Origin of the sequence: Amycolatopsis sp. MtRt-6, assembly GCF_017308975.1 — a bacterium.
In the GTDB taxonomy this organism is placed as follows: Bacteria; Actinomycetota; Actinomycetes; order Mycobacteriales; family Pseudonocardiaceae; genus Amycolatopsis.
Genome location: NZ_JADWPD010000033.1, coordinates 1 through 25,092, shown reverse-complemented (window position 1 = coordinate 25,092; position 25,092 = coordinate 1). Strand labels below are relative to the sequence as shown.

Here is a 25,092-nt window from a genome sequence, read left to right as displayed (position 1 = left end):
GCATCACAACCCCGCCGGGCGGTTACCTCAGGGCCGTGAGGGTCGGGCCGCGCTGCTCCAGCAGCACCGGGCCCGCCGCGCCCAGCCGTACCACTCCCGTGTAGCCGCGGCGCTCGACGCCGACCGTGCGGATCGTCGAGCCGTCGTTTTCGTTCAGCACCGCCAAGCCGCCCTTGATCGGGACCACCAGCTGCTGGGCGAACGTGATTCCCGGGCCCATCGCGCTGCTCAACGTCCAGCGTGGCGACAGGTCGTCGCGGGACAGGGCCACCACCTTCGACCCGCTGAACCAGTACATGTTCTGGGCCGTCTGGGTTGTCGCCTCGACGCCCGCCGGGGGGTCGGCCGCCAGATCGCCCGGTGGCACGTCCAGCGGGTACGCCGCGCGCTGGGTTCCGTCGCCGTTGTACACCACCAGGAGTTTCTGGTCCGGCAACACCACCGCCGTCAGGTCGCCCGACATCGCGATCACGCGGGCCCGCTTGCCCGCCAGCACCGAACTGAAGCTGACCTGCGGCTCGTCGTCCTTCTCCGGCGCCGACTTGTACACCGTCAACCGGTCGGCCGGGTCGCCCGGGCAGCGCTCGATCACGCCGATCTTGCCCGACGCCGCCTCGACCGTGCCGTACGTGCAGCCCGTCCGAGGCTGCTTGCCCGCGTTGACCAGCGCCGGGACCTGGCCGTACTCGGCGCTCTGCACCAGGTCGTCGCGCCACGTCGTGAGGAGCTTCTTGCCCGTCGCCGTGACGTGGGAGCCGTCGCTGACCAGCTGGGTGCCCAGCTCCGCGTTGCCGTTGCGCTGCGCGGTGATCCGGCCCGTGCCCGGGTCGAGCTGCGTGACTTCGCTGCAGTTCGTCGATTTCGAAAAGACGGCGTTCAGCCGCCCCCACGCCTGGTCGAGCGTGCACAACGGCAGGTCACGCGTGTAGTGCCAGCGGATCTGCCCGGTCAGCGGGTCGCGGGCGGCGACCTCGCCGCCGTCCGCGGTGGCCACCGAGTCGCCGGCCACGACCGGGACCGGCGTCGCGCCGCTGGGGGCGCTCCAGATCTCCGCCATCGATCCGGGCACCTTGTCCGGGGCCGCGGGCAACGGCGGGGGCGGTGCCGCCCGCGTGCGGTCGGTGGCCGCGCTGTCGCTCGTCGCGCCGATGACCAGCGCGGCGGCGACCACGCCCACCGCGATCAGCGCGGCGATCGCCCTGTCCCGCCCGCGGTTCCACGGCGACCTGCGCGCCTTGACCCGCGGGGCGGGCGGGGCAGCGGGGGGCGCGTCTTCGAGGACGTCTTCCGACCCGTAGCCGGAATCCGCCTTCTCCTCGTCGTTCACTTACCCGACCCCCGCTGCGTAGGCCTCAGTCTGCCGACGCAGGTGTATCAGACGTCGCGGCCGGGCGGCGACGGCGGCGCCGTCGAGCCGGGCGCTCGGCGTTCTCGCCCGCCTCCTTCTCGACGGCCGGGCCGGTCGTCTCCGGGGCGTTGCCGCTGCGGGTGCGGCGGCGGGTCCGGGTGCGGCCCTCCGAAGCGGCCGGAGCCTCTTCCGAAGAAGCGGCAGCGGCGGCGTTGTCCGCGGCCTCGATCGCCTCGGCCGCCCGCGAGCCGCCGCGGGTGCGCTTGCGCGGGGCCCGGGTGCGCTTGCGCGGCGCGTCTTCCGAGGTGGGCTCGCCGCGACGACGGCCGCGCTTCTTGCCGCCCAGGTCCTCTTCCTCCTCGGCGGCCAGGCCGGCGCGGGTCCGCTTGGCCAGCGGCAGCCGCCCGGTGGTGCCCTCCGGGATGCCCAGGTCCTCGAACAGGTGCTTGGACGACGAGTACGTCTCCACCGGCTCCGGCATGTCGAGGCCGAGGGTGTCGGAGATCAGCTTCCAGCGCGGCTCCTCGTCCCAGTCGACGAGGGTGATCGCGACGCCGGTGCGCCCGGCGCGGCCGGTGCGGCCGATCCGGTGGACGTAGGTCTTCTCGTCCTCCGGGCACTGGTAGTTGATCACGTGGGTGACGTCGTCGATGTCGATGCCGCGGGCGGCGACGTCGGTCGCGACCAGCACGTCGACCTTGCCCGAGCGGAACGCGCGCAGCGCCTGCTCGCGGGCGCCCTGGCCCAGGTCGCCGTGCACGGCGGCGGCCGCGAAGCCGCGCTCGACCAGGTCGTCGGCCACCTTCTGCGCGGTGCGCTTGGTGCGGCTGAAGATCATCGTGAGGCCGCGGCCCTCGGCCTGCAGCGCCCGGGCGATGACCTCGGGCTTGTCCATCGAGTGCGCCCGGTAGACGAACTGGGTGGTGCGCTCGTGGACCGCGCCGGCGTCGTTCTCCTCGGCGCGGATGTGCGTCGGCTGCCGCAGGAACGTGCGGGCCAGCGTGATGATCGGGCCGGGCATGGTGGCCGAGAACAGCATGGTCTGCCGCTCGTCCGGCACCATCCGCAGGATGCGCTCGATGTCGGGCAGGAAGCCCAGGTCGAGCATCTCGTCGGCCTCGTCGAGCACCAGGCCGCGGACCTTGCCGAGCACCAGGTGCTGCTGCTCGGCCAGGTCGAGCAGGCGGCCGGGGGTGCCGATCACGACGTCGACGCCCTTGCGGAGCGCCTCGATCTGCGGCTCGTACGGGCGGCCGCCGTAGATGGCGAGGGTCCGGATGCCCAGGTGCTTGCCGGCGCCCTTGAGGTCGTTGGCGACCTGGATGCACAGCTCGCGGGTCGGGACCACGACGAGCACCTGCGGGGTGCCGTCGCCGGGGACCTGCACGCGGTGCAGCAGCGGGACGCCGAAGCCCAGCGTCTTGCCCATGCCGGTGCGGGCCTGGCCGATCAGGTCGTCGCCGGCCATGGCCAGCGGCAGCGTCAGCGCCTGGATGGCGAAGGTACGCTCGATGCCGGCCTCGCCGAGGGCCTTGACGATCTCGGGCTTGACGCCGAAGGACGCGAACGTCGGGGCCTCCGGCTCGACCGGGGCGCCCGCCTGCAGCGGGTGCGACGTGTCGAGCGTGGCCGGGCCGGTCTCGCTGTGTTCCAGCGCGACGGCGGGGGTCTGTTCGGTTGTGGGAATTTCTGCGGTCAGGGTGATCGCCTCTCTCGTGACCAGCGCGCACAGCCGTGGGTCCGCTCGACACTCGACCGGGAGTAAACCCTGGTCCCTGGCGCTGATCTGGAGCGCGGAACCGGTCCGTCCCGGGAATGCCGGAAGAGGCGTGCACGCACATTGCAGTACGTCGGCAAGCCACGTGACCTGCCTGTTTCCCGACGCCGGTATGGCGTACGGAAGCTTGATATCGAACGCCAGTGTACCTGGTCAGCAGTTTTTGGACAGTACCCGGCGCGCCGGAACCAGTGTGATCGGTCTCGTCCCGCCACGTCCGGGTGCTTCGGCGATACCCTGCCCCCGTGACCGAGCCGAAAGAGATCAGTGAAGGCGTAGTCGACCTTCTCGGTGTGATCGCCTATGGCGAACTGTCCGCGTTCGACCGCCTGGCGGAGGACGCGCGCAGCGCCCCCACCCTGGCCGGGCGGGCCGCGCTGGCGGCGATGGCGGCCGCCGAGATCGGTCACTACGGCCAGCTCGCCAAGCACGTGGCCGCGAACGGCATCAAGATCGAGGACGCGATGGCGCCGTTCGTGAACCACATCGATGCCTGGCACGCTTCGACGCCCCCGAAGTCGTACCTGGAGTCACTGGTCAAGGCCTACGTCGGCGACGGGCTGGCCGCCGACCTCTACCGGGAGATCGCCAGCTGGCTCGACCCGGAGACCAAGGACCTGGTGCTGACCGTGCTGGCCGACACCGGCCATTCGGCCTTCGCCGAACGCGAGGTCGCGGCCGGTATCGAGGCCGACCCCAAGACTCGCGACAAGCTCGCCCTGTGGGGCCGCCGCCTGCTCGGCGAGGCCCTGACCCAGGCCCAGTACGTCGTCGCCGAGCGCGACGGGCTGGCCGAGCTGATCATCAACGGCTCGGGCGACCTCTCCGGAATTGCGGCGCTGTTCCGGCGGTTGCAACAGGGGCACACCAAGCGCATGCAGGCGCTCGGCCTGGGCTGAACCCGATGGAGTACCCGGAAGTGACAACGCGGTCCGGCGCGGACATGCGCCACCGGAACGAGCCGGTTCGGTTAGCCTTGGCCGGCACATCCCTTACGAATTTCCAGCGGAGGTCCCACGTGGAGGTCAAGATCGGCATCAAGGACACGCCGCGCGAGCTGGTGGTGTCCAGTGGCCAGTCTCCCGAAGAGGTGGAGAAGCTGGTCGCCGAGGCCCTGACGGCCGGTGACGGGCTCTTCCGCATCAACGACGAGAAGGGGCGCAAGTACATCGTCCCCTCCGACCGCATCGCGTACGTGGAGATCGCCCCCTCCGACGTCCGCAAGGTCGGCTTCGGCGTCGGCGACTGACGGGCTTCAGGCAAGCGCCCCAAGGCGGCCTTGGTTGCGTTCAACGCACCGAAGGCCGCCTTGGGTGCGTTGAACGCACCGAAGGCCACATTGGGGCGCTCGGGTCAGGCGTTGAGTTCCTTGAGGGTCGTCGGGACGTGGAACGGCGGCGTGCTCGTGCCCATGATCCGGTAGCGGCCCCACGGGTCCGGGTCCGAAAGCTCGCCCGACGCCGTGTACGAACCCGCCTGGATGGTGACCGGCTTCTTCTTGCCGCCCGCCAGCCTGGTCAGCTCCTCGTTCACCGCCACCCGGCCGTACCAGCGGTAATAGCCGTCGATCGGCTGGAAGTAGCCGCGCAGCTCGACCGTCACCGGCAGCGAAACCCCGGCCACCACCAGGGTGGCCGAACCGCTGTAGCCGTCTTCGTCGTGCTCGCTCACGATGTCTCCTCCAACGACTCCGGGGCGCGGCCCAGCTGGACCACCTTGTTGACTTCCAGGGGCAGGTTCGGGTCGATGACCACGCCGTTCTGGCGGGTCAGCCCGTCGATCGCCGCCCAGATGATCTGGGTCAGGTACTCCACCACCGCGTCGCGGCTCATCGAACGGCGGTCCAGCCACCACTCGCCGGTGTTCTGGACCATGCCGACGATGCCGTGCGCCCACGGCTCGGCCGCGCCCGAGTCCATGTTGAACATCCGCATGTAGTCGCCGAGCAGGGCCGTCAGCGCCGTCGCGATCAGCTCCTTGTCCTCGGCCACGACGTCCGAGGACACCGGCTTCTCCGGGCGGCCGTGCGCCAGCAGCCGGTAGAGGTTCGGGTGCTCCTCGATCACCGTGAAGAACGCGTCGAGGGCCATCCGGATCCGGGGGACCGGCGCCAGCTCGGCGTTGATCGCCGGGATCAGCCGCTCGAAGAGGATTTCCGTGCCGCGCTGGCCGAGGGCCACGTACAGGTCGGCCTTGTCGTCGAAGTGCCGGTACAGCACCGGCTTCGTGACGCCCGCCTCCGCGGCGACGTCCTCCATGCCGAGGTCGGGGCCGTGCGTGTCGAGCGCCCGCAGCGCCGCCTCGACGAACTCCTTGCGCCGGGCGATGCGGTGCTTGCGCCAGCGGTCGCGCCGGGCGTCGCCCGTCGCCTCCTCGCCGCGGGAGGACTTGCCGGCCTGCTTGCTGGAGCGCTTGACACGTTCGATCACCAGGGTCATGCTACGCAGAGGTAACTGTTACCTCAAGTTACACATCGCGGAAGGGGTGTCGGCAATGACGCGGACGCTGAAGGAACCGGATCGCGAAAAGACCGCGGACCGCCTGCTGAAGTCGTCGGCGAACAAGTTCTACGACCCCGACGTCGACATCGACTGGACCGCGCCGCTGGTCGAGGGCAAGCGGTTCATCCTCGAAGAGCGCTCGTCGCTCTACGGCACCGAACTCTGGGACAAGCTGACCCCCGAACAGCGCATCGAGCTGGGCAAGCACGAGGTCGCGAGCGTCGCGACCACCGGACTGTGGTTCGAAATCCTCCTCATGCAGATGCTGCTCAAGGAGGTCTACGAAGAGGACCCGACGTCCGCGCACGCCCAGTTCGCGCTCACCGAAATCGCCGACGAATGCCGGCACTCGACGATGTTCGCGCGGATGGCGGCTCGGATCGGCTGCCCCGCCTACGGCCCGGTGCCGTGGCTGCGGCGCCTCGCGAAGCTGATGCCGACGATCTCCTACGGCCCGGCTCGCTACGGCGCGATCCTGGTCGCCGAAGAGGTCCTCGACCGGCTGCAGCGCGAGCAGATGAACGACGAAGGCGTCCAGCCGCTGGTCCGGATGGTCAACCGGATCCACGTCCTCGAAGAAGCCCGGCACGTCACCTTCGCCCGCGAAGAGGTCACGCGCGGGATGGCGAAGCTGTCGAAGGCCGAGATCGCCTACCAGCAGTTCATCATCGCGCTCATTTCCTACTTCGTGACGCGGACGTTCATCAACCCGGACGTCTACAAGGCGGTCGGCATCCGGCCGCGCGACGGCGTCGAGGCGGCGCTGACCAACCCGCACTGGCAGGGCACGATCGCGTGGGCCGGGGAGAAGATCATGCCGTTCCTGCAGGAGTCGGGGCTCGTGGGACTGCCGGGGAAGTACTTCTGGCGCAAGTCGTTCCTGCTCCCGGCGGGCCGATGACCACCGTCCTCGCGCCCGGGCGCCGGTTCGTCGCGAGTGACGGCGCCGCGCTCCACGTCGAGCAGTCGGGGCCGGCCGATTCCGCCGTCACGCTGGTGCTGGTCCACGGCTGGACGCAGGACCACCGGACGTGGGACTTCGTCCTGCCGCACCTCGATCCCGGCCTGCGCGTACTGCGCTACGACCTGCGCGGCCACGGCGGTTCGGCGCCCGCCCGGCCCGGCGGCGCCACGATCGCGCGGCTGGCCGACGACCTTGCGGAGCTGATCGCCGCCCGCGTTCCGGCCGGGCCGCTGGTCCTGGCCGGGCACTCGATGGGTGGCATGACGCTGATGGTGCTCGCCGAACGGCACCCTTCGCTGGTGGCTTCGCGCTTGGCCGGGGCGGCGTTCGTGGCGACGTCGTCGGGGGACATGGACAAGCTGACGCTCGGGTTCCCGGGGCTGGTCGGCCGGAGCGTGACGCGCTTCGAGCCGCGGGTGGCTCGCTTGTTGGCTCGCCTGCGGAGCGACACGCTGCGGCTGCGGCCGGGGCTGGTCCGGTCGGTCGCGCGGCGGCTGGTCTTCGGCGTCCGGCCGGGGCGTGAGCAGGTGGACAGCGTGGTGGAGCAGCTGCTGTGCGCGCATCCGGCGAGCGCGGGGATGTTCCTGGACGCCATCGCGGCCCACCGCGGCGTCGGCGGGCTGGGCGCGCTGTGCGACGTGCCGTCGGTGGTGCTGGCGGGGGAGAAGGACCGGCTGTGCCCGCTGGACCACGCGAAGGTGATCGCGGACGAGCTTCCGCACGCGGAGTTCGTCCGGTTTCCGGGCGCCGGGCACATGCTGCCGCAAGAACGGCCGTACGAAGTGGCCCGGCGGATCTCAGCCCTGGTCCGGGTCGCCGCCCGCTGACAAGCGCCCCAATGTGGCCTTCGGTGCGTTCAACGCACCGAAGGCCACCTTGGGTGCGTTCAACGCAACCAAGGCCACATTGGGGCGCTCGGGGTCAGGCGTCCTTGAGGGGGAAGCCGCCGCCGATGCCGCGCCAGGCGAGGTTGGCCGTCAGGGCCACCGCTTCCTCGCGGCTCATCGACTGGTGGTGGGCCAGCCAGAACCGGGCGCTGACCTGGCTCATCCCGACCAGGCCGACCGCCAGCAGGCGCGCCTTGTCCTCGTCGAGGCCCGCGTCCGCGGTGATCGTCTCCGTGATCGCGTCCACGCTGGCCGACGTCGCGCGGTCGACCGCCTCCTGGACCGCCGGCTCGCCGCGCAGGTCGGACTCGAACACCATCCGGAACGCGCCCGCGTCGTTGCTGACGAAGTCGAAGAACGCGCCGACCGTCGCCGGGACGCGCTGCTTGTTCTCCGTCGTCGAGTCGAGGGCGTTCTGGACGCGCTTGACCAGCTCGTCGACGTGGCTTTCCAGCAGCGCGATGTACAGGTCGAGCTTGCCGGGGAAGTGCTGGTACAGCACGGGCTTCGAGACGCCCGCGACCTCGGCGATCTCGTCCATCGCGGCGGCGTGGTAACCGTTTTCGGCGAAGACCCGCTGCGCCGCGGCGAGGAGCTGAGCCCGGCGCTCGGTCCGGGGCAGCCGCACCCCACGTTGCTGCACCCGCGTCATCTCCGTCATGCTCGTCCTCCCGTCATCGTTTCTTCGACGGGCGGGGTCGCCACCGCGTGAAGTCGCCCTGAAGATTACTCGCCGGTACGTGTGCCGCGCCAAGGGTCGGGCATTCTGGACCCGTGAACACCCCCGCGCCGACGCGGCCGCCGCTGACCCACGTGCCGCTCTCGACCAGGGCCCTGCCGTCGCTCGACCCGGTCCCGCCGCCGTGGCCCGCCGCCTTCGAGGAGGTCGGCACCGCCCGGCTCCACGTCCGCCGCACGCCGGGCCCGGACGGCGTGCCCGCCGTCTACGTCCATGGCCTCGGCGGCTCGTCGACGAACTGGACGGACCTGGCCGCGCTGCTCGCGCCGGTCGCCGGCGGGACCGCCCCCGACCTGCCCGGGTTCGGCTACTCCGAGCCCGAGGAGGGCTTCGACTTCACGCTCCAGGCGCACGCGGACGTCGTCGTGCGGCACATCGGGGAAAGCGGCCCGGTGCACCTGTTCGGCAACTCGATGGGCGGCGCGATCGCGCTGCTGGTCGCGGCGCAGAAGCCGGAGCTGGTCAAGACGCTGACGCTCATTTCGCCGGCGGTGCCCGACCTGCGCCTCGACCCGCGACGGCTGTCGGACCCGCGGATGGCGTTCGCCTACCTGCCGCTGGTCGGCGCGCGCGTGCGGGCCCAGCTGGCCGCGCTCGGGCCGCGGGAACGGGCTTCGCAGGTCATCAAGCTGTGCTTCGCCGACCCGTCCCGCTTCCCGGAGAGCCGGCTCGACGAGCTGGCCGAGGAACACGGCGCCCGCGCCGGGTTCGCCTGGGCCGCGCCCGCGATGGCGCGCAGCACGTTCGCCATCTTCCGGGCGTGGTCGACGCTGGGGAAGGCGTCGCTGTGGTCGGTCGCGCCGCTCGTCAAGGCGCCGACGCTGGTCGTCTGGGGGCGGGAGGACCGCGTCATCTCGGTGAAGCGCGCGGTGCGGACCGCGCGGGCGATCCCGCGGGCCCGGCTGCTGGTGCTCCCGCGCACCGGTCACGTGGCGCAGATGGAACGCCCGGTCGTCGTAGCGAAGGCCGTTTTGGGCATGTGGGAGCACGTCGAAGCGGGCACCTGGTAGGCCGATCGGGTGACGGCGAGTTCACTCGATGATCCGCCAGTCGCTGATAACGGTTCGGTGGCGCTGTGGCACCCTGGTGCGGTGGACCGGGTGAAGCAGGACGCGCGAGGTGAAGATCGGCGGCCGCCGCACCGCGCGTCGGCCCGCCGGGCGTCGCAGCCCGAAGACCCGCCGCGCACCGGGCAGTACCGCCCGGCGAAGGCGTCGGCGCAGCGCGTCGACGAGGACCGCTACCGGCCGGGTGGCCGGCGGACCAGCGCCGAGCCGCTGAGCGCCTCCTGGAAGCCGGAGGTGCCGGTCGCGCGGGAGAAGGCGGACCCGCCGCCGAAGTCCGGCCTCACGAAGCTGACGAAGACCTACGGCTGGCGTGTCTACGCCCTGCCGATCCTGGTCGTGCTGACCGTGCTCGTGGTGGTCAACACGGCCAACAGCCCGGCCCAGCCGATCGCCGAGCAGGGCACCGGCGCCGGCGCGCCCGGCGCCGAGTCGGCGGGCGGCGACACCTCCGGCGGCGCCGTCGACAGCGGCGGCGAACAGGGCATCCCGGAGAACCCGGCCACGCCGGTCGACCTCAAGGTGCCGACGGCGGACCTGCCCAACGGCAGCCCGTACACGCAGACCGGAAAGGGCACCTGGCACGTGGTGCCGGGCAGCGGCCCGAAGATCGGCACCGGGCAGCTGTACACCTACACCGTCGAGGTCGAGGACGGGATCGACCCGTCGAGCTACGCCGGCGACGACGCCTTCGCGACGGCCGTCCAGGGCACCCTGTCCGACCCCAAGAGCTGGACGTGGGACGGCAAGGTCGCCTTCCAGCGCGTCGACGCCAGCTTCCCGAACCCCTCGTTCCGGGTGAGCCTCACCACGCCGGACACCACGCACCGCGCGGACGCCTGCGGCTTCCAGATCAAGTTCGAGGCGTCCTGCTACCGCAAGAGCATGGGCCGCGTGCTGATCAACCTGGCGCGCTGGGTCCGCGGCGCGAAGGCCTACGGCGCCGACATGACGGGCTACCGGCAGTACGCGATCAACCACGAGGTCGGCCACGCGCTGGGCAACAAGCACGTCGGCTGCGGCGGCACGGGCCAGCCGGCGCCGGTGATGATGCAGCAGTCGTTCGGCGTCAACGACGACTACGTCGCGATGCTCAACGACATCCCGGGCGGCGACAAGGGCAAGGTGGCCAAGGACGGCCGCATCTGCGTGACCAACGCCTGGCCGAACCCGACGCCGCCGTAAGGGTTGTCCCAGCATCTGGACCTGGGAAGGCTTATTTGCCCGCGCGCGTTGTGCATAGTGGGATGGACGCGATACGCGCGCGAGATGGAGGACCCATGTCAGCACTGCCGCCGCTCGTCGAGCCGGCTGCCGAGCTCACCAAGGAAGAGGTGGCCCGGTACAGCCGTCACCTGATCATCCCCGACGTCGGGGTGAACGGGCAGAAGCGGCTGAAGAACGCCAAGGTCCTGGTGATCGGGGCCGGCGGCCTCGGCAGCCCCGCGCTGCTGTACCTGGCCGCCGCCGGGGTCGGCACGCTCGGCATCGTCGACTTCGACGTCGTGGACGAGTCGAACCTGCAGCGCCAGGTCATCCACGGCCAGTCCGACGTCGGCAAGCTCAAGGCCGCGTCCGCGCAGGAGTCGATCGCGGAGATCAACCCGCTGGTCAAGGTGCACCTGCACACCGACCGGCTGGACTCGTCGAACGCCCTCGAGATCTTCGAGCAGTACGACCTGATCGTCGACGGCACCGACAACTTCGCCACGCGCTACCTGGTCAACGACGCCGCCGTGCTGCTCGGCAAGCCGTACGTCTGGGGCTCGATCTTCCGGTTCGAGGGCCAGGTCAGCGTCTTCTGGGAGGACGCGCCGAACGGCAAGGGCCTCAACTACCGCGACCTCTACCCGGAGCCGCCGCCCCCGGGCATGGTTCCCTCCTGCGCCGAGGGTGGCGTGCTGGGCGTGCTGTGCGCGTCCATCGGCTCGATCATGGTCACCGAGGCGATCAAGCTCATCACCGGCATCGGCGAGCCGCTGCTCGGCCGCCTGATCAGCTACGACGCGCTGGAGATGAAGTACCGCGAGGTCAAGATCCGCAAGGACCCGGACACCCCGAAGATCACCGAGCTGATCGACTACGAGGCGTTCTGCGGCGTAGTTTCCGACGAGGCGGCTTCGGCGGCTTCCGGCAGCACGATCACCCCGGCGGAGCTCAAGGCCAAGTTCGACAGCGGCGAGAACTTCGCCCTGATCGACGTCCGCGAGCCGCACGAGTACGAGATCGTCAACATCAAGGGCGCGACGCTGATCCCGAAGGACCGCATCCTTTCGGGCGAGGCGCTGGCGGAGCTGCCGCAGGACAAGCCGATCGTCCTGCACTGCAAGTCGGGTGCCCGGTCGGCCGAGGCCCTCGCCGCCCTGCACGCGGCCGGCTTCAAGGACGCGACGCACCTCGGCGGCGGCGTGCTCGCTTGGGCGAAGCAGATCGACCCGAGCCTGCCGACCTACTGACAGTGTGGTTTACCCGGCCGGGAAACCGTGTGTGACCAGCGAGTCTTCTCGATCGTGGAACACCCGGCCGGGTAACGTCACGCCCGTGCGGTCAACCCTCGAACGTCCCCCGGCGCACGTCTGCGCGGCCTTCGGCGGCTCCGCCGACGGCGGCGAGCGGCTGCCGGACTCGACCGCGTGGCACTGCGGCGACCTCGTGCTCAAGCCGGTCACCGACAAGGTCAGGACGCTGTGGACGGCGCACGCGCTCGACTACGTCCGAGAGCCGGGGCTGCGCGTCGGGAAGCCGGTCCGGTCGACGGACGGCCGCTGGATCGTCGGCGGCTGGACGGCATCCCGGTTCATCCCGGGAACGCCGGAGCACCGCGGCGACGCATCGGTACTGGCGGCGGTGAAGCTCCACCGGGCCACGGTAGGCCTGCCCCGCCCGGACTTCCTGGACACCCGCACCGACATCGACGCGGTCGCCGACCGCGTGGCCTGGGAGGAACTCGAGGTCCCCCTGGCGGAGACGAAGGGCGGCCGCTGGTTCGAGGTCCTGGCCGGAGCCCGCCGCCCGATCCGGTTGCCGTCGCAGGTGGCGCACGGCGAGCTGCTGGCAGGACTGTTGTTCGACGGCGATTCCAGCCCCGGCCTGGTCGACTTCGTCCCGTATTACCGCCCGGGCGAGTACGGGGCGGCGATCGTGGCGGTGGACGCGCTGGCCTGGGGTGGGGCCGGGCGGGACCTGCTGGAGCGCTGGGCCCACCTACCGGAGTGGCCGCAGTTGTTGTTGCGCGCGGTCCTGTTCCGGCTGGCATCGAATGCGTTGAACCCGCGATCGACGCAGGCGTCGTTGGACGGCTTGCGCGCGGCGGCACGCGAGGTGTCCGGCATCTTGTGACGGGCACCAACCCAGACCTCCCCGCAACCCCGATCCGAAGCCCGAACACGGCCGGTAGTGCCGGGTCAAGGCACGCTTTCCCGCCTTGACGCGGTGCTGCCGGCCGTAGTCACAATCGGGCGTCGGGATGGTGGTCAGCGAGCGAGGAAGCCGGCCGAAAGGCATTGACGCGGCTGAGATGATAACCGGGTGATCACCAACCGAAAGGCCCATGCCGCGTAGGCGCCCCGGAAGCCTGCGCCGAACCCGCCGACTCGACGTCGCGGGCCCACCGCCGGCCAAGATCCCGTACGTCTCCCGCCGCGCAATGCGACAGCTCGCCTTCGCCGAAGCGGACGCCGGCCTGTCGCCCGGTGCCGTCGCCAGTGCCCTCCGGGGCTGGCAGTACCGAACCCGGCCGCCCTTCCGCCATTGGATGCCGGACTGCCCCTGCCTTGGCTGCTATCCGCTCCATGACCGGCTCGATCTCGCCGAGCTGCTGAGCGCACTGTCGCGCCGGGAGCGTGCCCTGGTCGGGGCCGAACTCGCCAAAGCCGACCGCCGGTTCCTGGCGCGGACACTCCCCGACCCGTTCGCCGCATCGCCCTGGTGGTTCGAACGACGGTTCGCCGACCAGTACGGCTGGGGCCCTTTGTGACCGACGTCGCAAGATCGGGCGTCATGTCCGGTTTGGCCCCGCTGACCTCCGGACTCCCGGTCCGTGGACGCGGATCTCACCGGCCGGGCGGCGGAAACACCGCCGCAATGTCAACTGCCTGAAACATTTGGTCGAATCCGGTTAACAAGGCCTCCTTAGCGTCAGGGCAAGCCCGAAACGCCGAGGAGGTGCCCGATGCCGCAGGTCGACACCCACTGCCCGTACTGCGCCCTGCAGTGCGGGATGAGCCTCGACGGCGACCGCGTGACGCCGCGGGACTTCCCCGTCAACGCCGGCGGCCTGTGCCAGAAGGGCTGGACCTCCGGCTCCCTGCTCACGAACCCGAAGCGGCTGACCACCCCGATGCTGCGCGTCGGCGGCGCGCTCGAACCGGTCAGCTGGGACTTCGCCCTCGACCACGTCGCCCGCGAGCTCCGCGAAACGCAGGAGACCCACGGTCCGGACGGTGTCGCCATCTTCGGCGGCGGCGGCCTGACCAACGAAAAGGCCTACCTGCTCGGCAAGTTCGCCCGGGTCGCGCTCGGTACCTCGCAGATCGACTACAACGGCCGGTGGTGCATGTCGTCGGCCGCCGCCGCGGGGATCAAGGCCTTCGGCGCGGACCGCGGGATGCCGTTCCCCGTCACGGATCTGAAACAAGCCGACGTCGTGCTGCTCGCCGGGGCGAACCCGGCCGAGACCATGCCGCCGTTCACCCAGCACCTGCGCGGGGCCGACCTCATCGTCGTCGACCCGCGGCGCACCCCGACCGCCGAGCTGGCGAGCCTGCACCTGGCGCCCGCGCCCGGCACGGATCTCGCGCTGGCACTCGGCATCCTGCACGCCGTCGTCGAAGGCGGCCACCTCGATCAGTCCTATGTGGACGACCGGACGAGCGGGTTCGCCGAGATGTGGCGGATCGCCGCGAGCTGGTGGCCGGAGCGTGCCGAACGCGTCACCGGTGTCTCGGCCGCCGACATGCGCCTCGCCGCCGAGAAGCTCGCCGGTGCCCGCAACGCCTACGTCCTCACCGCGCGCGGCACCGAACAGCACGCCACCGGCACCGCGACCGTCGGCGCCTGGATCAACCTCGCGCTGAGCCTCGGCCTGCCCGGCCGCAAGGGCTCCGGTTACGGCTGCCTCACCGGCCAGGGCAACGGCCAGGGCGGGCGCGAGCACGGCCAGAAGGCCGACCAGCTGCCCGGCTACCGCAAGCTCGACGACCCGGCCGCGCGCGAGTACGTCGCCGGCGTCTGGGGCGTCGACACCGCAAGCCTGCCCGGTCCCGGCCGCTCGGCCACCGAACTGCTCGAAGCGCTCGGCCAGGAGAACGGCCCGAAGGCGCTGATGGTGTTCGGCAGCAACGTCGTCGTCTCCGCGCCGCGTTCGCAGCGCGTCCAGGACCGGCTCGCCGAACTGGACTTCCTCGTCGTCGCCGACTTCGTGCTGTCCGAGACCGCGGCGATGGCCGACGTCGTCCTGCCGGTCACCCAGTGGGCCGAAGAAGATGGCACGCTCACCAACCTCGAAGGCCGGGTCCTGCTGCGGCGCAAGGCGTTGACGCCGCCGCCGGGCGTCCGGTCCGACCTCGACGTCCTGAACGGGCTCGCGCAGCGTCTGGGGCAGCCGGAAGAGCGGTTCCCCACCGACGCCGAGACGATCTTCGAAGAGCTGCGGATCGCGTCCAAGGGCGGCATCGCCGACTACTCCGGCGTCACCTACGACCGGCTGCGCGCGGGCGAGGCCCTGCACTGGCCGGTCCCGGCCGACGACCACCCCGGCACGCCGCGGATGTTCCTCGACGCCTTCGCCCACCCGGACGGCCGCGCCCGGTTCGTGCCGGTCGAGCACACCGGCCCGGCCGAGGCGCCGGACGAGGAGTTCCCGTTGCAGGCCACCACCGGCCGCGTGCTGCAGCACTACCAGTCGGGCGCGCAGACGCGGCTGGTCGACGAACTCAACGACGTCGTCCCGGAGGCCTTCGTCGAGGTCCACCCGGACACCGCCAAGCGCGCCGGGCTCGAAGAGGGCGACCGGGCGCTGGTCCGGTCGCGCCGCGGCGAGACCATCGCCAAGGTGCGGTTCGCCCAGAACCTCAAGCCCGACCTGGTCTTCCTCCCGTTCCACTTCCCCGGTGAGCAGCGCGCGAACCTGCTCACGAACCCGGCGCTCGACCCGGTCTCCCGGATGCCGGAGTTCAAGGTGTGTGCCGTTTCCCTGTCTACTGTGGATGGTGCCGCATGAGCCCCCGTGAAGTCGTCATCGTCGGGTACGGCATGGCCGGAGCCCGGCTGGCCGACGAGATCCGCCGTCGCGACCCGATCGCCGAGCGGGTGCGGCTGACCGTGCTCGGCGCCGAGAAGCACGCCGCCTACAACCGCGTGCTGCTGTCCGCCGTCGTCGCGGGCGGGATGAGCGCCGAAAGCGTTCGCCTGCACGACGACGAATGGGCGCAGCGGCACAACATCGACCTCCGGCTCGGTGTCGACGTCGAACGCATCGACCGCGAGAAGCGCTGCGTCGAACTCGGCGACGGCTCCACTGTGGACTACGACGCCCTGGTCCTCGCCACCGGCGCCAACCCGTGGATCCCGCCGGTCGAAGGCCTCGAAGCCGGGCCGGGCGTGGTCGCCTTCCGCAGCCTCGACGACTGCGCCAAGATCCTCGACGCCGCCCGCTTCGGCGCGCCCGTCGCGGTGCTCGGCGGTGGCCTGCTCGGCCTCGAAGCCGCCCGCGGCCTGGCCGGGCGCGGCAATCAGGTGACCGTCGTGCACCCGCTGGGGCACGTCATGGAACGCCAGCTCGACCCGGCCGCCGGCCACGTGCTGGCCCGGCAGCTCACCGACATGGGCGTGACGTTCAAGTTCGGCGCCACCGCCGCCCGCTACCTGCCCGGCGACGGGCTCAAGCTCGACGACGGCAGCCTCGTCCCGGCCGACCTGGTCGTGGTCGCCGCCGGTGTCCGTGCCGAGACGAGCCTGGCCGCCGACGCCGGCCTCGACGTCGACATGGGCATCCTCGTCGACGACACGCTGCGCACCAGTGACGGCCGCATCCACGCCCTCGGCGACTGCGCCCGCCACCCCGGCGCCCCGGCCGGGCTGATCCAGCCCGCCTGGGAACAGGCCGAAGTCCTCGCCGACGTCCTGACCGGGACGAACGCGGCGGCCCGCTACCGCGGCACCACGGCCGTCACCCGGCTCAAGGCCCGCGGCATCGACCTCGCCGCGCTCGGCGAGACCCAGCTCGAAGCATCCGACAACGGCGCCGAGGTGCTCACCTTCAACGACCCCACCGGTGGCCGGTACGGGAAGCTCGTGGTCCGCGAAAACCGCGTCACCGGGGCGATCCTGCTCGGCCTGCCCGACGCGGCCGCGACGATCACGCAGTTCCACGACCGCGGGACGCAGCTGCCGGAAGACCGGCTCGCCGTCCTGCTCGGCCGCGCGCTGCCCAGCGGCAGCACTCCGGCGGCCAGCCCGGCCGACCTGCCGGCGACCGCGGTGATCTGCCGCTGCAACAACGTCACCAAGGGCCGGCTGATCGAGGCCTGGAAGGCCGGGGCCACCGACACTCCCGCACTGGCGCGGGCCACGCGAGCGACGACGGGATGCGGCGGGTGCACGGACACCGTCGGCGGCATCGCGAACTGGCTCGCCGCGCAATGACCGACCTGAACCGCCGCACGAAGGAGCACGCCGTGGCCCACCAAGGAAAGTACTGGATCGAACACTGGGAACCCGAGGACGAGGAGTTCTGGGAGTCCAAGGGCAAGAAGATCGCCCGCCGCAACCTCTGGTTCTCCGTCTTCGCCGAGCACATCGGCTTCTCGATCTGGACCCTCTGGTCGGTCATCGTCCTGTTCATGGGCAAGGACTACGGCTTCTCCGCCGCCGACAAGTTCCTCCTCGTCTCGACGCCGACGCTGATCGGCGGCCTGATGCGGCTGCCCTACACCTTCGCCGTGGCGAAGTTCGGCGGCCGCAACTGGACGGTCGTTTCCGCGGTGCTGCTGCTGATCCCGGCCGTGCTGGCCGCGGTCGTGCTGCACCCGGGCACGTCGCTCGGCACCTTCCTGCTCGTCGCCGCCCTCGGCGGGGTGGGCGGCGGCAACTTCGCGTCGTCGATGACGAACATCAACGCCTTCTACCCCGAGAAGCACAAGGGCTGGGCCCTCGGCCTCAACGCCGGCGGCGGCAACCTCGGCGTCGCGGCGATCCAGCTGGTCGGGCTGCTGGTGATCGGCACGGCGGGCGCGACCGCGCCGCGGCTCGTGCTCTACATCTACATCCCGCTGATCGTGGTCGCCGCCGTGCTCGCGTACTTCTACATGGACAACCTCGCCAGCATGAAGGGCGACACCAAGGCGATGCGCGAGGTCGTCAAGGAGCCGCACACCTGGGTGATGTCGTTCCTCTACATCGGCACGTTCGGCTCGTTCATCGGCTACAGCTTCGCCTTCGGCCTGGTGCTGCAGAACCAGTTCGGCCGCACCCCGCTGCAGGCGGCCGCGGTGACGTTCCTCGGCCCGCTGCTCGGCTCGCTCTCCCGGCCGGTGGGCGGCTGGCTGTCCGACCGGATCGGCGGTGGCAAGATCACCTTCGCCACCTTCATCGGGATGGCGGCGGCCACGGTCGTGCTGATCCTGGCCTCGACGTCGAAGTCGCTGGTGCTGTTCACGGTCGCGTTCGTGGTGCTGTTCGTGCTGGCCGGCATCGGCAACGGCTCGACGTACAAGATGATTCCCGCGATCTTCCGCGCCAAGGCCAAGATCGCCATCGCGAACGGCGCCGAGGAGGCGGCCGAGCTGCTCAAGTCCCGGCGGCTGTCCGGCGCGCTGATCGGCCTGGCCGGAGCGATCGGGGCCGAAGGCGGCCTGTTGATCAACCTCGCCTTCCGGCAGTCGTTCGCCGACGCCAAGAGCGGCGTGCCCGCCTTCGTCGGATTCCTGATCTTCTACGGGCTCTGCTTCGCCGTCACCTGGGCGGTCTACCTGCGGAAGCCCGCCGAACAGCCCACGAGTGAGCGCGGTCTGGCGCTCGCGGGAGCGGAGGTCTGAGATGCCCACCTTGGTCGTCGCCGGACACGGCATGGTCGCCCATCGGCTCGTGGAGGCGGTGCGCGCGGAAGACCCACAGGGAACCTGGCGCGTCGTCGTGCTGGCCGAGGAGCTGCGCCCGGCGTACGACCGGGTGGCACTGACGTCCTATGTGGACACCTGGGACCCGGCTTCGCTGGCCCTGCCGGGCGCGGACTACGCGGACGACCCGCACGTCGACCTCCGCCTCGGTGAGCTGGTCGTCTCGGTCGACCGGGACGCGAAGACGGTCACCACGGCGTCCGGTGCTTCGGTTTCCTACGACGCCCTGGTGCTGGCGACCGGCTCGCGGCCGTTCGTGCCGCCGGTGCCCGGGCACGACCTGGACGGCTGCTTCGTCTACCGGACCATCGAGGACCTCGACGCGATCCGCGCGGCCGCGGTCGACAAGCCGGGCCGCGGCCGCCGCTCGGCCGTCGTCATCGGCGGTGGCCTGCTCGGCCTGGAGGCCGCGAAGGCGCTGCGGGACATGGGCCTGTCCCCGCACGTCGTCGAGATGGCGCCGCGGCTGATGCCGCTGCAGGTCGACGAGGGCGGCGGGTCGATGCTCCGCCGGATGATCACGGCGCTGGACGTCACCGTCCACACGGGAACGTCCACCGACGCCATCGAGGCCGACGGCTCGCGGCTGCTGGCCAAGCTGGGCAACGGCACCGAGCTCGACGTCGACCTCGTCGTGTTCTCCGCCGGCGTCCGGCCGCGGGACGACCTCGCCCGGCAGTCCGGCCTGGAGCTGGGCCCGCGCGGCGGCGTCCTCACCGACGCGTCCTGCCGCACCAGCGACCCGGCGATCTACGCGATCGGCGAATGCGCCGCGGTCGAGGGCAAGGTCTACGGCATCGTGGCGCCCGGGTACGCGATGGCGGAGATCGTCGCCGCGCAGCTCACGGGTGGTTCGGGGACGTTCCCGGAGCCGGACACGTCCACGAAGCTGAAGCTGATGGGCGTCGACGTCGCTTCCTTCGGCGACGCGCACGCGACGACCGAAGGCGCGCTGGAAGTCGCCGTCAACGACGCGGTCGCCGGGACGTACAAGAAGCTCGTGGTCACCGACGACGGCAAGACGCTGCTCGGTGGCGTGCTGGTCGGCGACGCGACCGAGTACAACACCCTGCGCGCGCTGGTCGGCCGTCCGCTGCCGGCCGAACCCGGCGCGATCCTCGCCCCGGCGGGCGGCGGGGCCGCGGTCGGCGTCGACGCGCTGCCCGACGCGGCGCAGATCTGCTCGTGCAACGCGGTGACCAAGGGCGCGATCACGAAGGCCATCCACGAGGACGGCTGCGACAGCGTCCCGAAGCTGAAGGCGTGCACCCGCGCGGGCACGGCGTGCGGCTCGTGCGTCCCCCTGCTGGGCAGGCTGCTCACCGCGGCCGGCGTCGAGCAGTCGAAGGCCGTCTGCGAGCACTTCCCGCAGTCGCGCGCGGAGCTGTTCGAGATCGTCCAGGCGACGCAGATCACGACGTTCAGCGAGCTGATCGGCCGCTACGGCTCGGGCAGCGGCTGCGCCATCTGCAAGCCGGCGGTGGCGTCCATCCTGGCCACCCTCGGCAACGGGCACGTGCTCGGCGGCGAGCAGATGACCCTGCAGGACACCAACGACCGGTACCTGGCGAACCTGCAGCGCAACGGCACGTACTCGGTGGTGCCGCGGATCCCCGGCGGCGAGATCACGCCGGACAAGCTGATCGTGATCGGCGAGGTGGCCCGCGACTTCGGGCTGTACACCAAGATCACCGGCGGCCAGCGGATCGACCTGTTCGGGGCGACGGTGGACCAGCTGCCGCTGATCTGGCGGCGGCTGGTCGACGCCGGGTTCGAGTCCGGGCACGCCTACGGCAAGGCGCTGCGGACGGTGAAGTCGTGCGTCGGGTCGACGTGGTGCCGCTACGGCGTCCAGGACAGCGTCGGGCTGGCGATCGAGCTGGAGCTGCGCTACCGCGGCCTGCGGTCGCCGCACAAGCTCAAGTCGGCGGTGTCCGGGTGCGCCCGGGAGTGCGCCGAGGCGCGGAGCAAGGACTTCGGCATCATCGCCACGGAGAACGGCTGGAACCTCTACGTCGGCGGCAACGGCGGCACCACCCCGCGGCACGCCGACCTGCTGGTGTCCGACGTGGACACCGCGACGCTGATCCGCACGATCGACCGGTTCCTCATGTTCTACGTGCGCACCGCCGACCGGCTGCAGCGCACCGCGCCGTGGATCGAGGAGATGGAGGGCGGCCTCGACCACCTGCGCGCGGTGATCGTCGACGACTCCCTCGGCATCTGCGAAGACCTCGACGCGGCGATGGCCAAGCACGTCGACAACTACGCCGACGAGTGGAAGGGCGTCCTGGAGGACCCGGAGAAGCTGGCCCGCTTCACCTCCTTCGTCAACGCGCCGGGCGCCCCCGACCCGGCCATCTCGTTCCGCGAAGAGCGCGAGCAGAAAGTGCCCGTGATGCTGGGAGTTCCGGAGGTGCGGCGATGACGACGTCGATCGAACGAACCTGGACGGCGGTCTGCCCCGTCGGCGCGGTGCCCGAGTACGCCGGGGTGGCGGCGCTGCTCGACGGCGGCGTGCAGGTGGCGATCTTCCGGCTGCCGGGCGAGCGGTTCTACGCCCTGTCCAACTGGGACCCGTGCAGCGGCGCGGCGGTGCTGTCGCGCGGCATCGTCGGCGACACCGGCGGCGTCCCGGTGGTCGCTTCGCCGGTCTACAAGGAGCGGTTCGCGCTCGACAGCGGTCAGTGCCTGGACGCGCCGGACGTCTCGGTGCCGGTGTACGAGGTGCGCGTGCGGGAAGGCTTCGTCGAAGTGGAGAGTCCGTGACCGATGTGCTCCCACTGGCCGGTTTCGTGATCGGCATCACCGCGGCGCGCCGGGCTGACGAGCTCGGCGCGCTGCTGGTGCGCAAGGGGGCGAGCGTCCGCTACGGCCCGGCGATCCGGATCGTGCCGCTGACGGACGACACGGAGCTGCACGCGGCGACGTCGCGGCTGCTCGAAGCGCCGGTGGACGCGGTCGTCGCGACCACCGGCATCGGCTTCCGAGGCTGGCTGGAGGCGGCCGAGGGCTGGGGGCTGGGGGATTCACTGCTGACGCGGCTCTCGTCGGCGTCGCTGCTGGCCCGCGGGCCGAAGGTCACCGGCGCGCTGCGGGCGGCCGGGCTGTCGGAGTCGTACTCGCCGGCTTCGGAGAGCAACGCCGAGCTGCTGCAGCACCTGCTCTCGTCGGGGGTCGACGGGTTGCGGATCGCGGTGCAGCTGCACGGGGAGCCGTTGCCGTACTTCGTGGACACGCTGCGCGCGGCGGGCGCGGAGGTCATCGAGATCCCGGTCTACCGCTGGGTCGGCCCGGTGGACCCGGGCCCGGTGGACCGGCTGCTCGACGGCGTCCTGGACGGCTCGATCCACGCACTGCCGTTCACCAGCGCGCCGGCGGCGGCGTCGCTCATCGCCCTGGCCCGGCGCACGGGCCGGCTGCCGGGGCTCGTCACGGCGCTGTCCGGCCCGGTGGTGGCGGCCTGCGTCGGACCCATTACGGCTGGACCGTTGGCGGCTTTGGGGGTGCCGACGGTCCAGCCCCACCGTGCGCGGATCGGCGCGCTCGCCCGCACGGTGGCGGAGACCCTGGTGGACCGTTCGCCGCGCCTGCGCGCGGGCGGACGGTCGATCGAGCTCCGCGGCCAGGCGGCCATCGTGGACGGCGAGTGGCGCGAAGTGGCCCCGGCCCCGATGGCGCTGTTGCGGGCACTGGCGGCGTCACCGGGCCGGGTGGTGTCCCGGCGCGAGCTGATTTCGGCGTTGCCCGGGGGCGGCGAGGAGCACGCGGTGGAGACGGCGATCGGAAGGCTGCGGACGGCACTGGGCGGCGGGAAGGTGGTCCAGACGGTGGTGAAGCGCGGGTACCGGCTGGCGGTGGACGCCTGACGGCGTGTCAGCTGTGTCAGCTTTGTCAGCGGCCGTGTCAGTGCGGTGGCCGTCCGGTGTCAGCGGGCTTGGCGAAGGTGGTTTCACACCCACTTCGACAAGGAGAATCCGATGCAGAACTTCACCACCCCCGCCCCGATCGCCACCGTCCTCGACATCCCGGCCGGCCGAGTCCGGTTCGACGCCTCGCTCCGCTCCGACACGGTCGTTCAGGTGCTCCCCGCCGACCCGGCGAAGAGCCGCGACGTGAAGGCGGCTTCGCAGGCGTCGGTTTCGTTCGAGGACGGCGTCCTGCGGGTCTCGCTCGCGGCGAAGAACCAGTACTTCGGCCCGTCGGGCGCGCTCGACGTGGTCGTTTCGCTGCCCGCCGGGTCGTCGGTCGAGGCCAAGTCCGCCAGCGTGGAGCTGCGGGGCGTCGGCCGCCTCGGCGACGTGATCGTCGAGGGCGCCCACGGCGAGGTGGTCATCGACGAGGCCGCGAGCCTGCGCCTGACGGCCCACGCGGGTGACGTGTCGGTCGGCCGGTTGACGGGCCCGGCGGAAGTCACCACGGGCAAGGGCGACATCCGGATCGCCGAGGCAGCGAGCGGAAAGCTGGTGCTGAGCACCCAGGCGGGCGACGTTTCGGTGGGCGCGGCGCCCGGCGTCTCGGCGTCGCTGGACGCGGGGACGACGTACGGCCGGATCCGCAACGCCCTGAAGAACGAGGGCACGCCGGACCTGACGATCCACGCGACCACGTCCTACGGCGACATCGACGCCCGCAGCCTGTGAGCCCGGCCGGGCGTTGCCCGCTCGCGGCCTGTCACTCGGCTCCGGCGGAGAAGCCGTAGTACAGCCCAAGGCCCGGTGCGGGCAGCCCCGGTGGCAGCCGCGGGCCGGTCAGCTCGGGCACGGCGACCGCGTCCCAGGACACAGCTCCGTCGACGATGTACCGACCGAGATCGATCGAACCGACCTCGGCGCCGTCCACGTAGGTGGTCAGGGTGGGCGCACCACTGAACCCGCCATCGGACTGGGCGAGCCACGCATCGCAGGCCCAGCGAATCTCGTCGGTGCCGGACGCGACGACGGTCACGCGGTACACCATGGATCCGCTCCCGTCCTCGTCCTCCAGCACATGGAAGCTGTACACGTCCTCCGCGGGGGACGTGTCGCTCACCCCGAGCACCACAGCCAGCTCGTCCAGTCCCGGCTCCGCATCGCCGGAGGGACCGGCGGCGCGTATCCGGGCGTACAGCTCCTCGGCTTCGATCCGCAGCTGCCGGATGGTGCCCTCGCCCACCCCGTGCTCCGCCATTGCGCCGGGATTCGTTTCCCGCACGCTCTGCCAGTACCAGATCCGCTGGGCCAGCCGTCCGGCCAGCGTCATCAAAGCCTCGACGTCGTCGGGGCGTGCCGCCACAGCGGCGCGAAGCCAGCGCTCCTCGGGCCAGGTCAGGTCACCGGATCCCTGCGGATCCGCTGCCGTCAGGCACAGCAGCCGCCCCAGCTCCAGGGCGGCGCCGGCATCGCCGGCCACCGCGGCGGTCCGCAGCCCCGTGATCGTCTCGTCGGTGATCGCCATGAGCCGGTCAGCCTACCCAAGTGACGGCGTGCTTCTCGAACCCCCGCACCGCCGCCATCCGGGCCGCCTCGGCTTCCGCTTCCTCGCGGGCCGCCGGGCGCAGCGGGTCGAATGCCGTCACCGTGATCGTCAGCTTCGCGCCGCTTCCCTTGGTGCGCCACGTTCCCGCGATGTCGCCATCGGCCAGCAGCACGCCCGGGTTGCCCAGCATCTTCCAGACTTCCTTGCGCCGCAACGGGTCCGGGATCAGCAACGCCTTGTCGCGGGCCTGGATGAACGGATCCAGCGGCGGCAGCAACCGCACCGGTTCCGGCTCCGGCGGGTTCTCCAAAGCGGAGAGCCTGTCCTCCGGCAGGTACCTCACCTTGCCCTCCACCTGCACCTCGGTCAGGTTGGCCGGCCACGTCCGGTCGACCACCGCCCGGGCCGTGCCCGCGAACTCCGCCGCGTCGCCCGGGGACGCCGGGCCGTTGAGCCGCAGGTACCGCTCGAGCACCGCCGTCGCCGCGGCCGGGTCCGGCTTCGTCCGCAGCCGGCCGCGGCCTTCCAGCGGCGCCAGGGTCGCCGGGGACGCCCCCGCCACCAGGCGGAGGCCGCCGAGCGGGGCGGCGATGCGCATCAGCTGCTCGTGGATGTGCGTGGCGTGGCAACCTCGGCACCAGCGGGCGAACGACGGCGGCAGGCGCTTGGTGACCGCCGTCGACACCGCGCCCTTCGTCATCGGGGCCTTCACCACCTCGCGCAACGCGGCCGCCGCCGTGAACACCACTTCGGACGCGGCCAGGCCCGTCGCGGCCAGTTCCTTGCGCTGCCACAACATCCGGGCCAGCGCGTCGGCGTCGTCCAAGGGCACCAGGGCCCGGATCGTCGAGGGCAGGTCCGCACGCAGGTGGTAGTGCGGCGCGCCCCGCAGCGTCCAGGCCAGCACGAGCCCGTCCAGGGACACCGGGCCGTCGAGCCGGGCCGCCAGGGCGAGCAACGCCGTGTCGCGCATGCTGTCCTGCAGCCCGGCCCGGACGACGGCGAGGTCGGCGACGTCCCGCGCCGAGCGGTGCAGGCCGTGCTCGGCGATGCGGTAGGCGAGTACCTGACGGCGGTCCACGTGCGGCTCCTAGTAGTACTTTGTTATGTTTGGTGGCGGTTGTTGCGGTGTAAGGGTTTCACCGTTTGGTGGCAGGTCAGGCACACGCCGGTCCAGGTCGCGAGGAGCAGTTGCAGTTCGCGGATGGTCACGTAGAGGGTCAGGCCGGCGCAGCCGCT

Annotated in this window: 23 protein-coding genes; 16 read left to right on the top strand and 7 right to left on the bottom strand. The window is 71.4% G+C overall.

Annotated elements, in window-relative coordinates; all coding sequences use genetic code 11:
* Positions 1-22 precede the first annotated feature (22 nt).
* Entirely contained in the window at positions 23-1,327 is a 1,305-nt protein-coding gene (locus tag I4Q55_RS39235; protein WP_206795559.1) for a hypothetical protein, read from the bottom strand.
* Positions 1,328-1,352: 25 nt separating this feature from the next.
* Positions 1,353-2,816 carry a DEAD/DEAH box helicase gene (locus tag I4Q55_RS39230; RefSeq protein ID WP_242547561.1) on the bottom strand — a complete coding sequence of 488 codons (1,464 nt, stop codon included), beginning with the start codon at positions 2,814-2,816 and terminating at the stop codon, positions 1,353-1,355.
* 554 nt (positions 2,817-3,370) lie between these two features.
* On the opposite strand from I4Q55_RS39230, the gene I4Q55_RS39225 reads away from it, so the two are divergent.
* Together I4Q55_RS39225 and I4Q55_RS39220 are read left to right on the top strand one after the other, a co-directional pair.
* Complete coding sequence (locus I4Q55_RS39225; RefSeq protein ID WP_206795558.1) at positions 3,371-4,024, top strand: ferritin-like fold-containing protein; 654 nt, start codon at positions 3,371-3,373, stop codon at positions 4,022-4,024.
* 119 nt (positions 4,025-4,143) lie between these two features.
* Entirely contained in the window at positions 4,144-4,374 is a 231-nt protein-coding gene (locus tag I4Q55_RS39220; RefSeq protein ID WP_013223016.1) for a DUF3107 domain-containing protein, read from the top strand.
* A gap of 104 nt (positions 4,375-4,478) precedes the next feature.
* On the opposite strand, the gene I4Q55_RS39215 is transcribed toward I4Q55_RS39220, so the two are convergent.
* Positions 4,479-4,796, bottom strand: a complete 318-nt coding sequence (locus I4Q55_RS39215; protein WP_206795557.1) for a DUF4873 domain-containing protein — start codon at positions 4,794-4,796, stop codon at positions 4,479-4,481.
* Entirely contained in the window at positions 4,793-5,563 is a 771-nt protein-coding gene (locus tag I4Q55_RS39210) for a TetR/AcrR family transcriptional regulator (protein ID WP_091304344.1), read from the bottom strand. Before I4Q55_RS39210 ends, I4Q55_RS39215 begins: the two co-directional genes overlap by 4 nt.
* Positions 5,564-5,618: 55 nt before the next feature.
* Between I4Q55_RS39210 and I4Q55_RS39205 the strand changes: the two genes are divergently transcribed.
* Positions 5,619-6,527: a diiron oxygenase gene (locus tag I4Q55_RS39205; protein ID WP_206795556.1), complete on the top strand. Its 909-nt coding sequence runs from the start codon at positions 5,619-5,621 to the stop codon at positions 6,525-6,527.
* Positions 6,524-7,417, top strand: a complete 894-nt coding sequence (locus I4Q55_RS39200; protein WP_206795555.1) for an alpha/beta fold hydrolase — start codon at positions 6,524-6,526, stop codon at positions 7,415-7,417. The genes I4Q55_RS39205 and I4Q55_RS39200 overlap by 4 nt, the downstream gene beginning before the upstream one ends.
* Before the next feature lie 94 nt (positions 7,418-7,511).
* Here I4Q55_RS39200 and I4Q55_RS39195 read toward each other — a convergent pair whose 3' ends face one another.
* On the bottom strand, positions 7,512-8,138 hold the full coding sequence (locus tag I4Q55_RS39195; RefSeq protein WP_206795554.1) for a TetR/AcrR family transcriptional regulator: 627 nt from the start codon (positions 8,136-8,138) through the stop codon (positions 7,512-7,514).
* A 173-nt stretch (positions 8,139-8,311) separates the two neighbouring features.
* Between I4Q55_RS39195 and I4Q55_RS39190 the strand changes: the two genes are divergently transcribed.
* The 12 genes from I4Q55_RS39190 to I4Q55_RS39135 all read left to right on the top strand — a co-directional run bounded on the left by I4Q55_RS39190 (position 8,312) and on the right by I4Q55_RS39135 (position 23,039).
* Positions 8,312-9,226, top strand: coding sequence for an alpha/beta fold hydrolase (locus tag I4Q55_RS39190; RefSeq protein WP_374194526.1), 915 nt, complete (start codon positions 8,312-8,314; stop codon positions 9,224-9,226).
* Between the two features lie 81 nt (positions 9,227-9,307).
* Positions 9,308-10,465 carry a DUF3152 domain-containing protein gene (locus I4Q55_RS39185; protein ID WP_206795550.1) on the top strand — a complete coding sequence of 386 codons (1,158 nt, stop codon included), beginning with the start codon at positions 9,308-9,310 and terminating at the stop codon, positions 10,463-10,465.
* A gap of 95 nt (positions 10,466-10,560) precedes the next feature.
* Positions 10,561-11,736: an adenylyltransferase/sulfurtransferase MoeZ gene (moeZ, locus tag I4Q55_RS39180; protein ID WP_206795548.1), complete on the top strand. Its 1,176-nt coding sequence runs from the start codon at positions 10,561-10,563 to the stop codon at positions 11,734-11,736.
* An 85-nt stretch (positions 11,737-11,821) separates the two neighbouring features.
* Positions 11,822-12,619 carry a TIGR02569 family protein gene (locus I4Q55_RS39175; RefSeq protein ID WP_206795546.1) on the top strand — a complete coding sequence of 266 codons (798 nt, stop codon included), beginning with the start codon at positions 11,822-11,824 and terminating at the stop codon, positions 12,617-12,619.
* 307 nt (positions 12,620-12,926) lie between these two features.
* The gene (locus I4Q55_RS39170) at positions 12,927-13,256 is read left to right on the top strand and encodes a hypothetical protein (RefSeq protein ID WP_206795544.1); all 330 of its coding nucleotides are present in this window, start codon (positions 12,927-12,929) and stop codon (positions 13,254-13,256) included.
* A gap of 195 nt (positions 13,257-13,451) precedes the next feature.
* A complete protein-coding gene (locus I4Q55_RS39165; protein ID WP_206795543.1) occupies positions 13,452-15,500 on the top strand; it encodes a molybdopterin oxidoreductase family protein in 2,049 nt (682 codons plus the stop codon).
* Positions 15,497-16,924 carry an FAD-dependent oxidoreductase gene (locus tag I4Q55_RS39160; protein WP_206795542.1) on the top strand — a complete coding sequence of 476 codons (1,428 nt, stop codon included), beginning with the start codon at positions 15,497-15,499 and terminating at the stop codon, positions 16,922-16,924. Before I4Q55_RS39165 ends, I4Q55_RS39160 begins: the two co-directional genes overlap by 4 nt.
* Positions 16,921-18,315, top strand: coding sequence for a NarK/NasA family nitrate transporter (locus I4Q55_RS39155; protein WP_206795541.1), 1,395 nt, complete (start codon positions 16,921-16,923; stop codon positions 18,313-18,315). The genes I4Q55_RS39160 and I4Q55_RS39155 overlap by 4 nt, the downstream gene beginning before the upstream one ends.
* Before the next feature lies 1 nt (position 18,316).
* The gene (gene nirB, locus I4Q55_RS39150) at positions 18,317-20,824 is read left to right on the top strand and encodes a nitrite reductase large subunit NirB (protein ID WP_206795540.1); all 2,508 of its coding nucleotides are present in this window, start codon (positions 18,317-18,319) and stop codon (positions 20,822-20,824) included.
* The gene (nirD, locus tag I4Q55_RS39145; RefSeq protein WP_206795539.1) at positions 20,821-21,165 is read left to right on the top strand and encodes a nitrite reductase small subunit NirD; all 345 of its coding nucleotides are present in this window, start codon (positions 20,821-20,823) and stop codon (positions 21,163-21,165) included. Before nirB ends, nirD begins: the two co-directional genes overlap by 4 nt.
* On the top strand, positions 21,162-22,265 hold the full coding sequence (locus I4Q55_RS39140) for a uroporphyrinogen-III synthase (protein ID WP_206795538.1): 1,104 nt from the start codon (positions 21,162-21,164) through the stop codon (positions 22,263-22,265). The genes nirD and I4Q55_RS39140 overlap by 4 nt, the downstream gene beginning before the upstream one ends.
* A 111-nt stretch (positions 22,266-22,376) precedes the next feature.
* A complete protein-coding gene (locus tag I4Q55_RS39135) occupies positions 22,377-23,039 on the top strand; it encodes a DUF4097 family beta strand repeat-containing protein (RefSeq protein ID WP_206795537.1) in 663 nt (220 codons plus the stop codon).
* A 31-nt stretch (positions 23,040-23,070) separates the two neighbouring features.
* Here I4Q55_RS39135 and I4Q55_RS39130 read toward each other — a convergent pair whose 3' ends face one another.
* Positions 23,071-23,832 carry a hypothetical protein gene (locus I4Q55_RS39130; protein WP_206795535.1) on the bottom strand — a complete coding sequence of 254 codons (762 nt, stop codon included), beginning with the start codon at positions 23,830-23,832 and terminating at the stop codon, positions 23,071-23,073.
* A 7-nt stretch (positions 23,833-23,839) separates the two neighbouring features.
* Entirely contained in the window at positions 23,840-24,934 is a 1,095-nt protein-coding gene (locus I4Q55_RS39125) for a DNA glycosylase AlkZ-like family protein (protein WP_206795533.1), read from the bottom strand.
* Between the last annotated feature and the right edge of the window lie 158 nt (positions 24,935-25,092).

Excerpts from the sequence above, each read along its gene's own strand:
- I4Q55_RS39205 (WP_206795556.1), top strand. The coding sequence starts at position 5,619 with ATGACGCGGACGCTGAAGGAACCGGATCGCGAAAAGACCGCGGACCGC.
- I4Q55_RS39200 (WP_206795555.1), top strand. The coding sequence starts at position 6,524 with ATGACCACCGTCCTCGCGCCCGGGCGCCGGTTCGTCGCGAGTGACGGC.
- nirD (WP_206795539.1), top strand. The coding sequence starts at position 20,821 with ATGACGACGTCGATCGAACGAACCTGGACGGCGGTCTGCCCCGTCGGC.
- nirB (WP_206795540.1), top strand. The coding sequence starts at position 18,317 with ATGCCCACCTTGGTCGTCGCCGGACACGGCATGGTCGCCCATCGGCTC.
- I4Q55_RS39160 (WP_206795542.1), top strand. The coding sequence starts at position 15,497 with ATGAGCCCCCGTGAAGTCGTCATCGTCGGGTACGGCATGGCCGGAGCC.
- I4Q55_RS39195 (WP_206795554.1), bottom strand. The coding sequence starts at position 8,138 with ATGACGGAGATGACGCGGGTGCAGCAACGTGGGGTGCGGCTGCCCCGG.
- I4Q55_RS39135 (WP_206795537.1), top strand. The coding sequence starts at position 22,377 with ATGCAGAACTTCACCACCCCCGCCCCGATCGCCACCGTCCTCGACATC.
- I4Q55_RS39130 (WP_206795535.1), bottom strand. The coding sequence starts at position 23,832 with ATGGCGATCACCGACGAGACGATCACGGGGCTGCGGACCGCCGCGGTG.
- moeZ (WP_206795548.1), top strand. The coding sequence starts at position 10,561 with ATGTCAGCACTGCCGCCGCTCGTCGAGCCGGCTGCCGAGCTCACCAAG.
- I4Q55_RS39170 (WP_206795544.1), top strand. The coding sequence starts at position 12,927 with ATGCGACAGCTCGCCTTCGCCGAAGCGGACGCCGGCCTGTCGCCCGGT.
- I4Q55_RS39155 (WP_206795541.1), top strand. The coding sequence starts at position 16,921 with ATGACCGACCTGAACCGCCGCACGAAGGAGCACGCCGTGGCCCACCAA.
- I4Q55_RS39230 (WP_242547561.1), bottom strand. The coding sequence starts at position 2,816 with ATGGCCGGCGACGACCTGATCGGCCAGGCCCGCACCGGCATGGGCAAG.
- I4Q55_RS39165 (WP_206795543.1), top strand. The coding sequence starts at position 13,452 with ATGCCGCAGGTCGACACCCACTGCCCGTACTGCGCCCTGCAGTGCGGG.
- I4Q55_RS39210 (WP_091304344.1), bottom strand. The coding sequence starts at position 5,563 with ATGACCCTGGTGATCGAACGTGTCAAGCGCTCCAGCAAGCAGGCCGGC.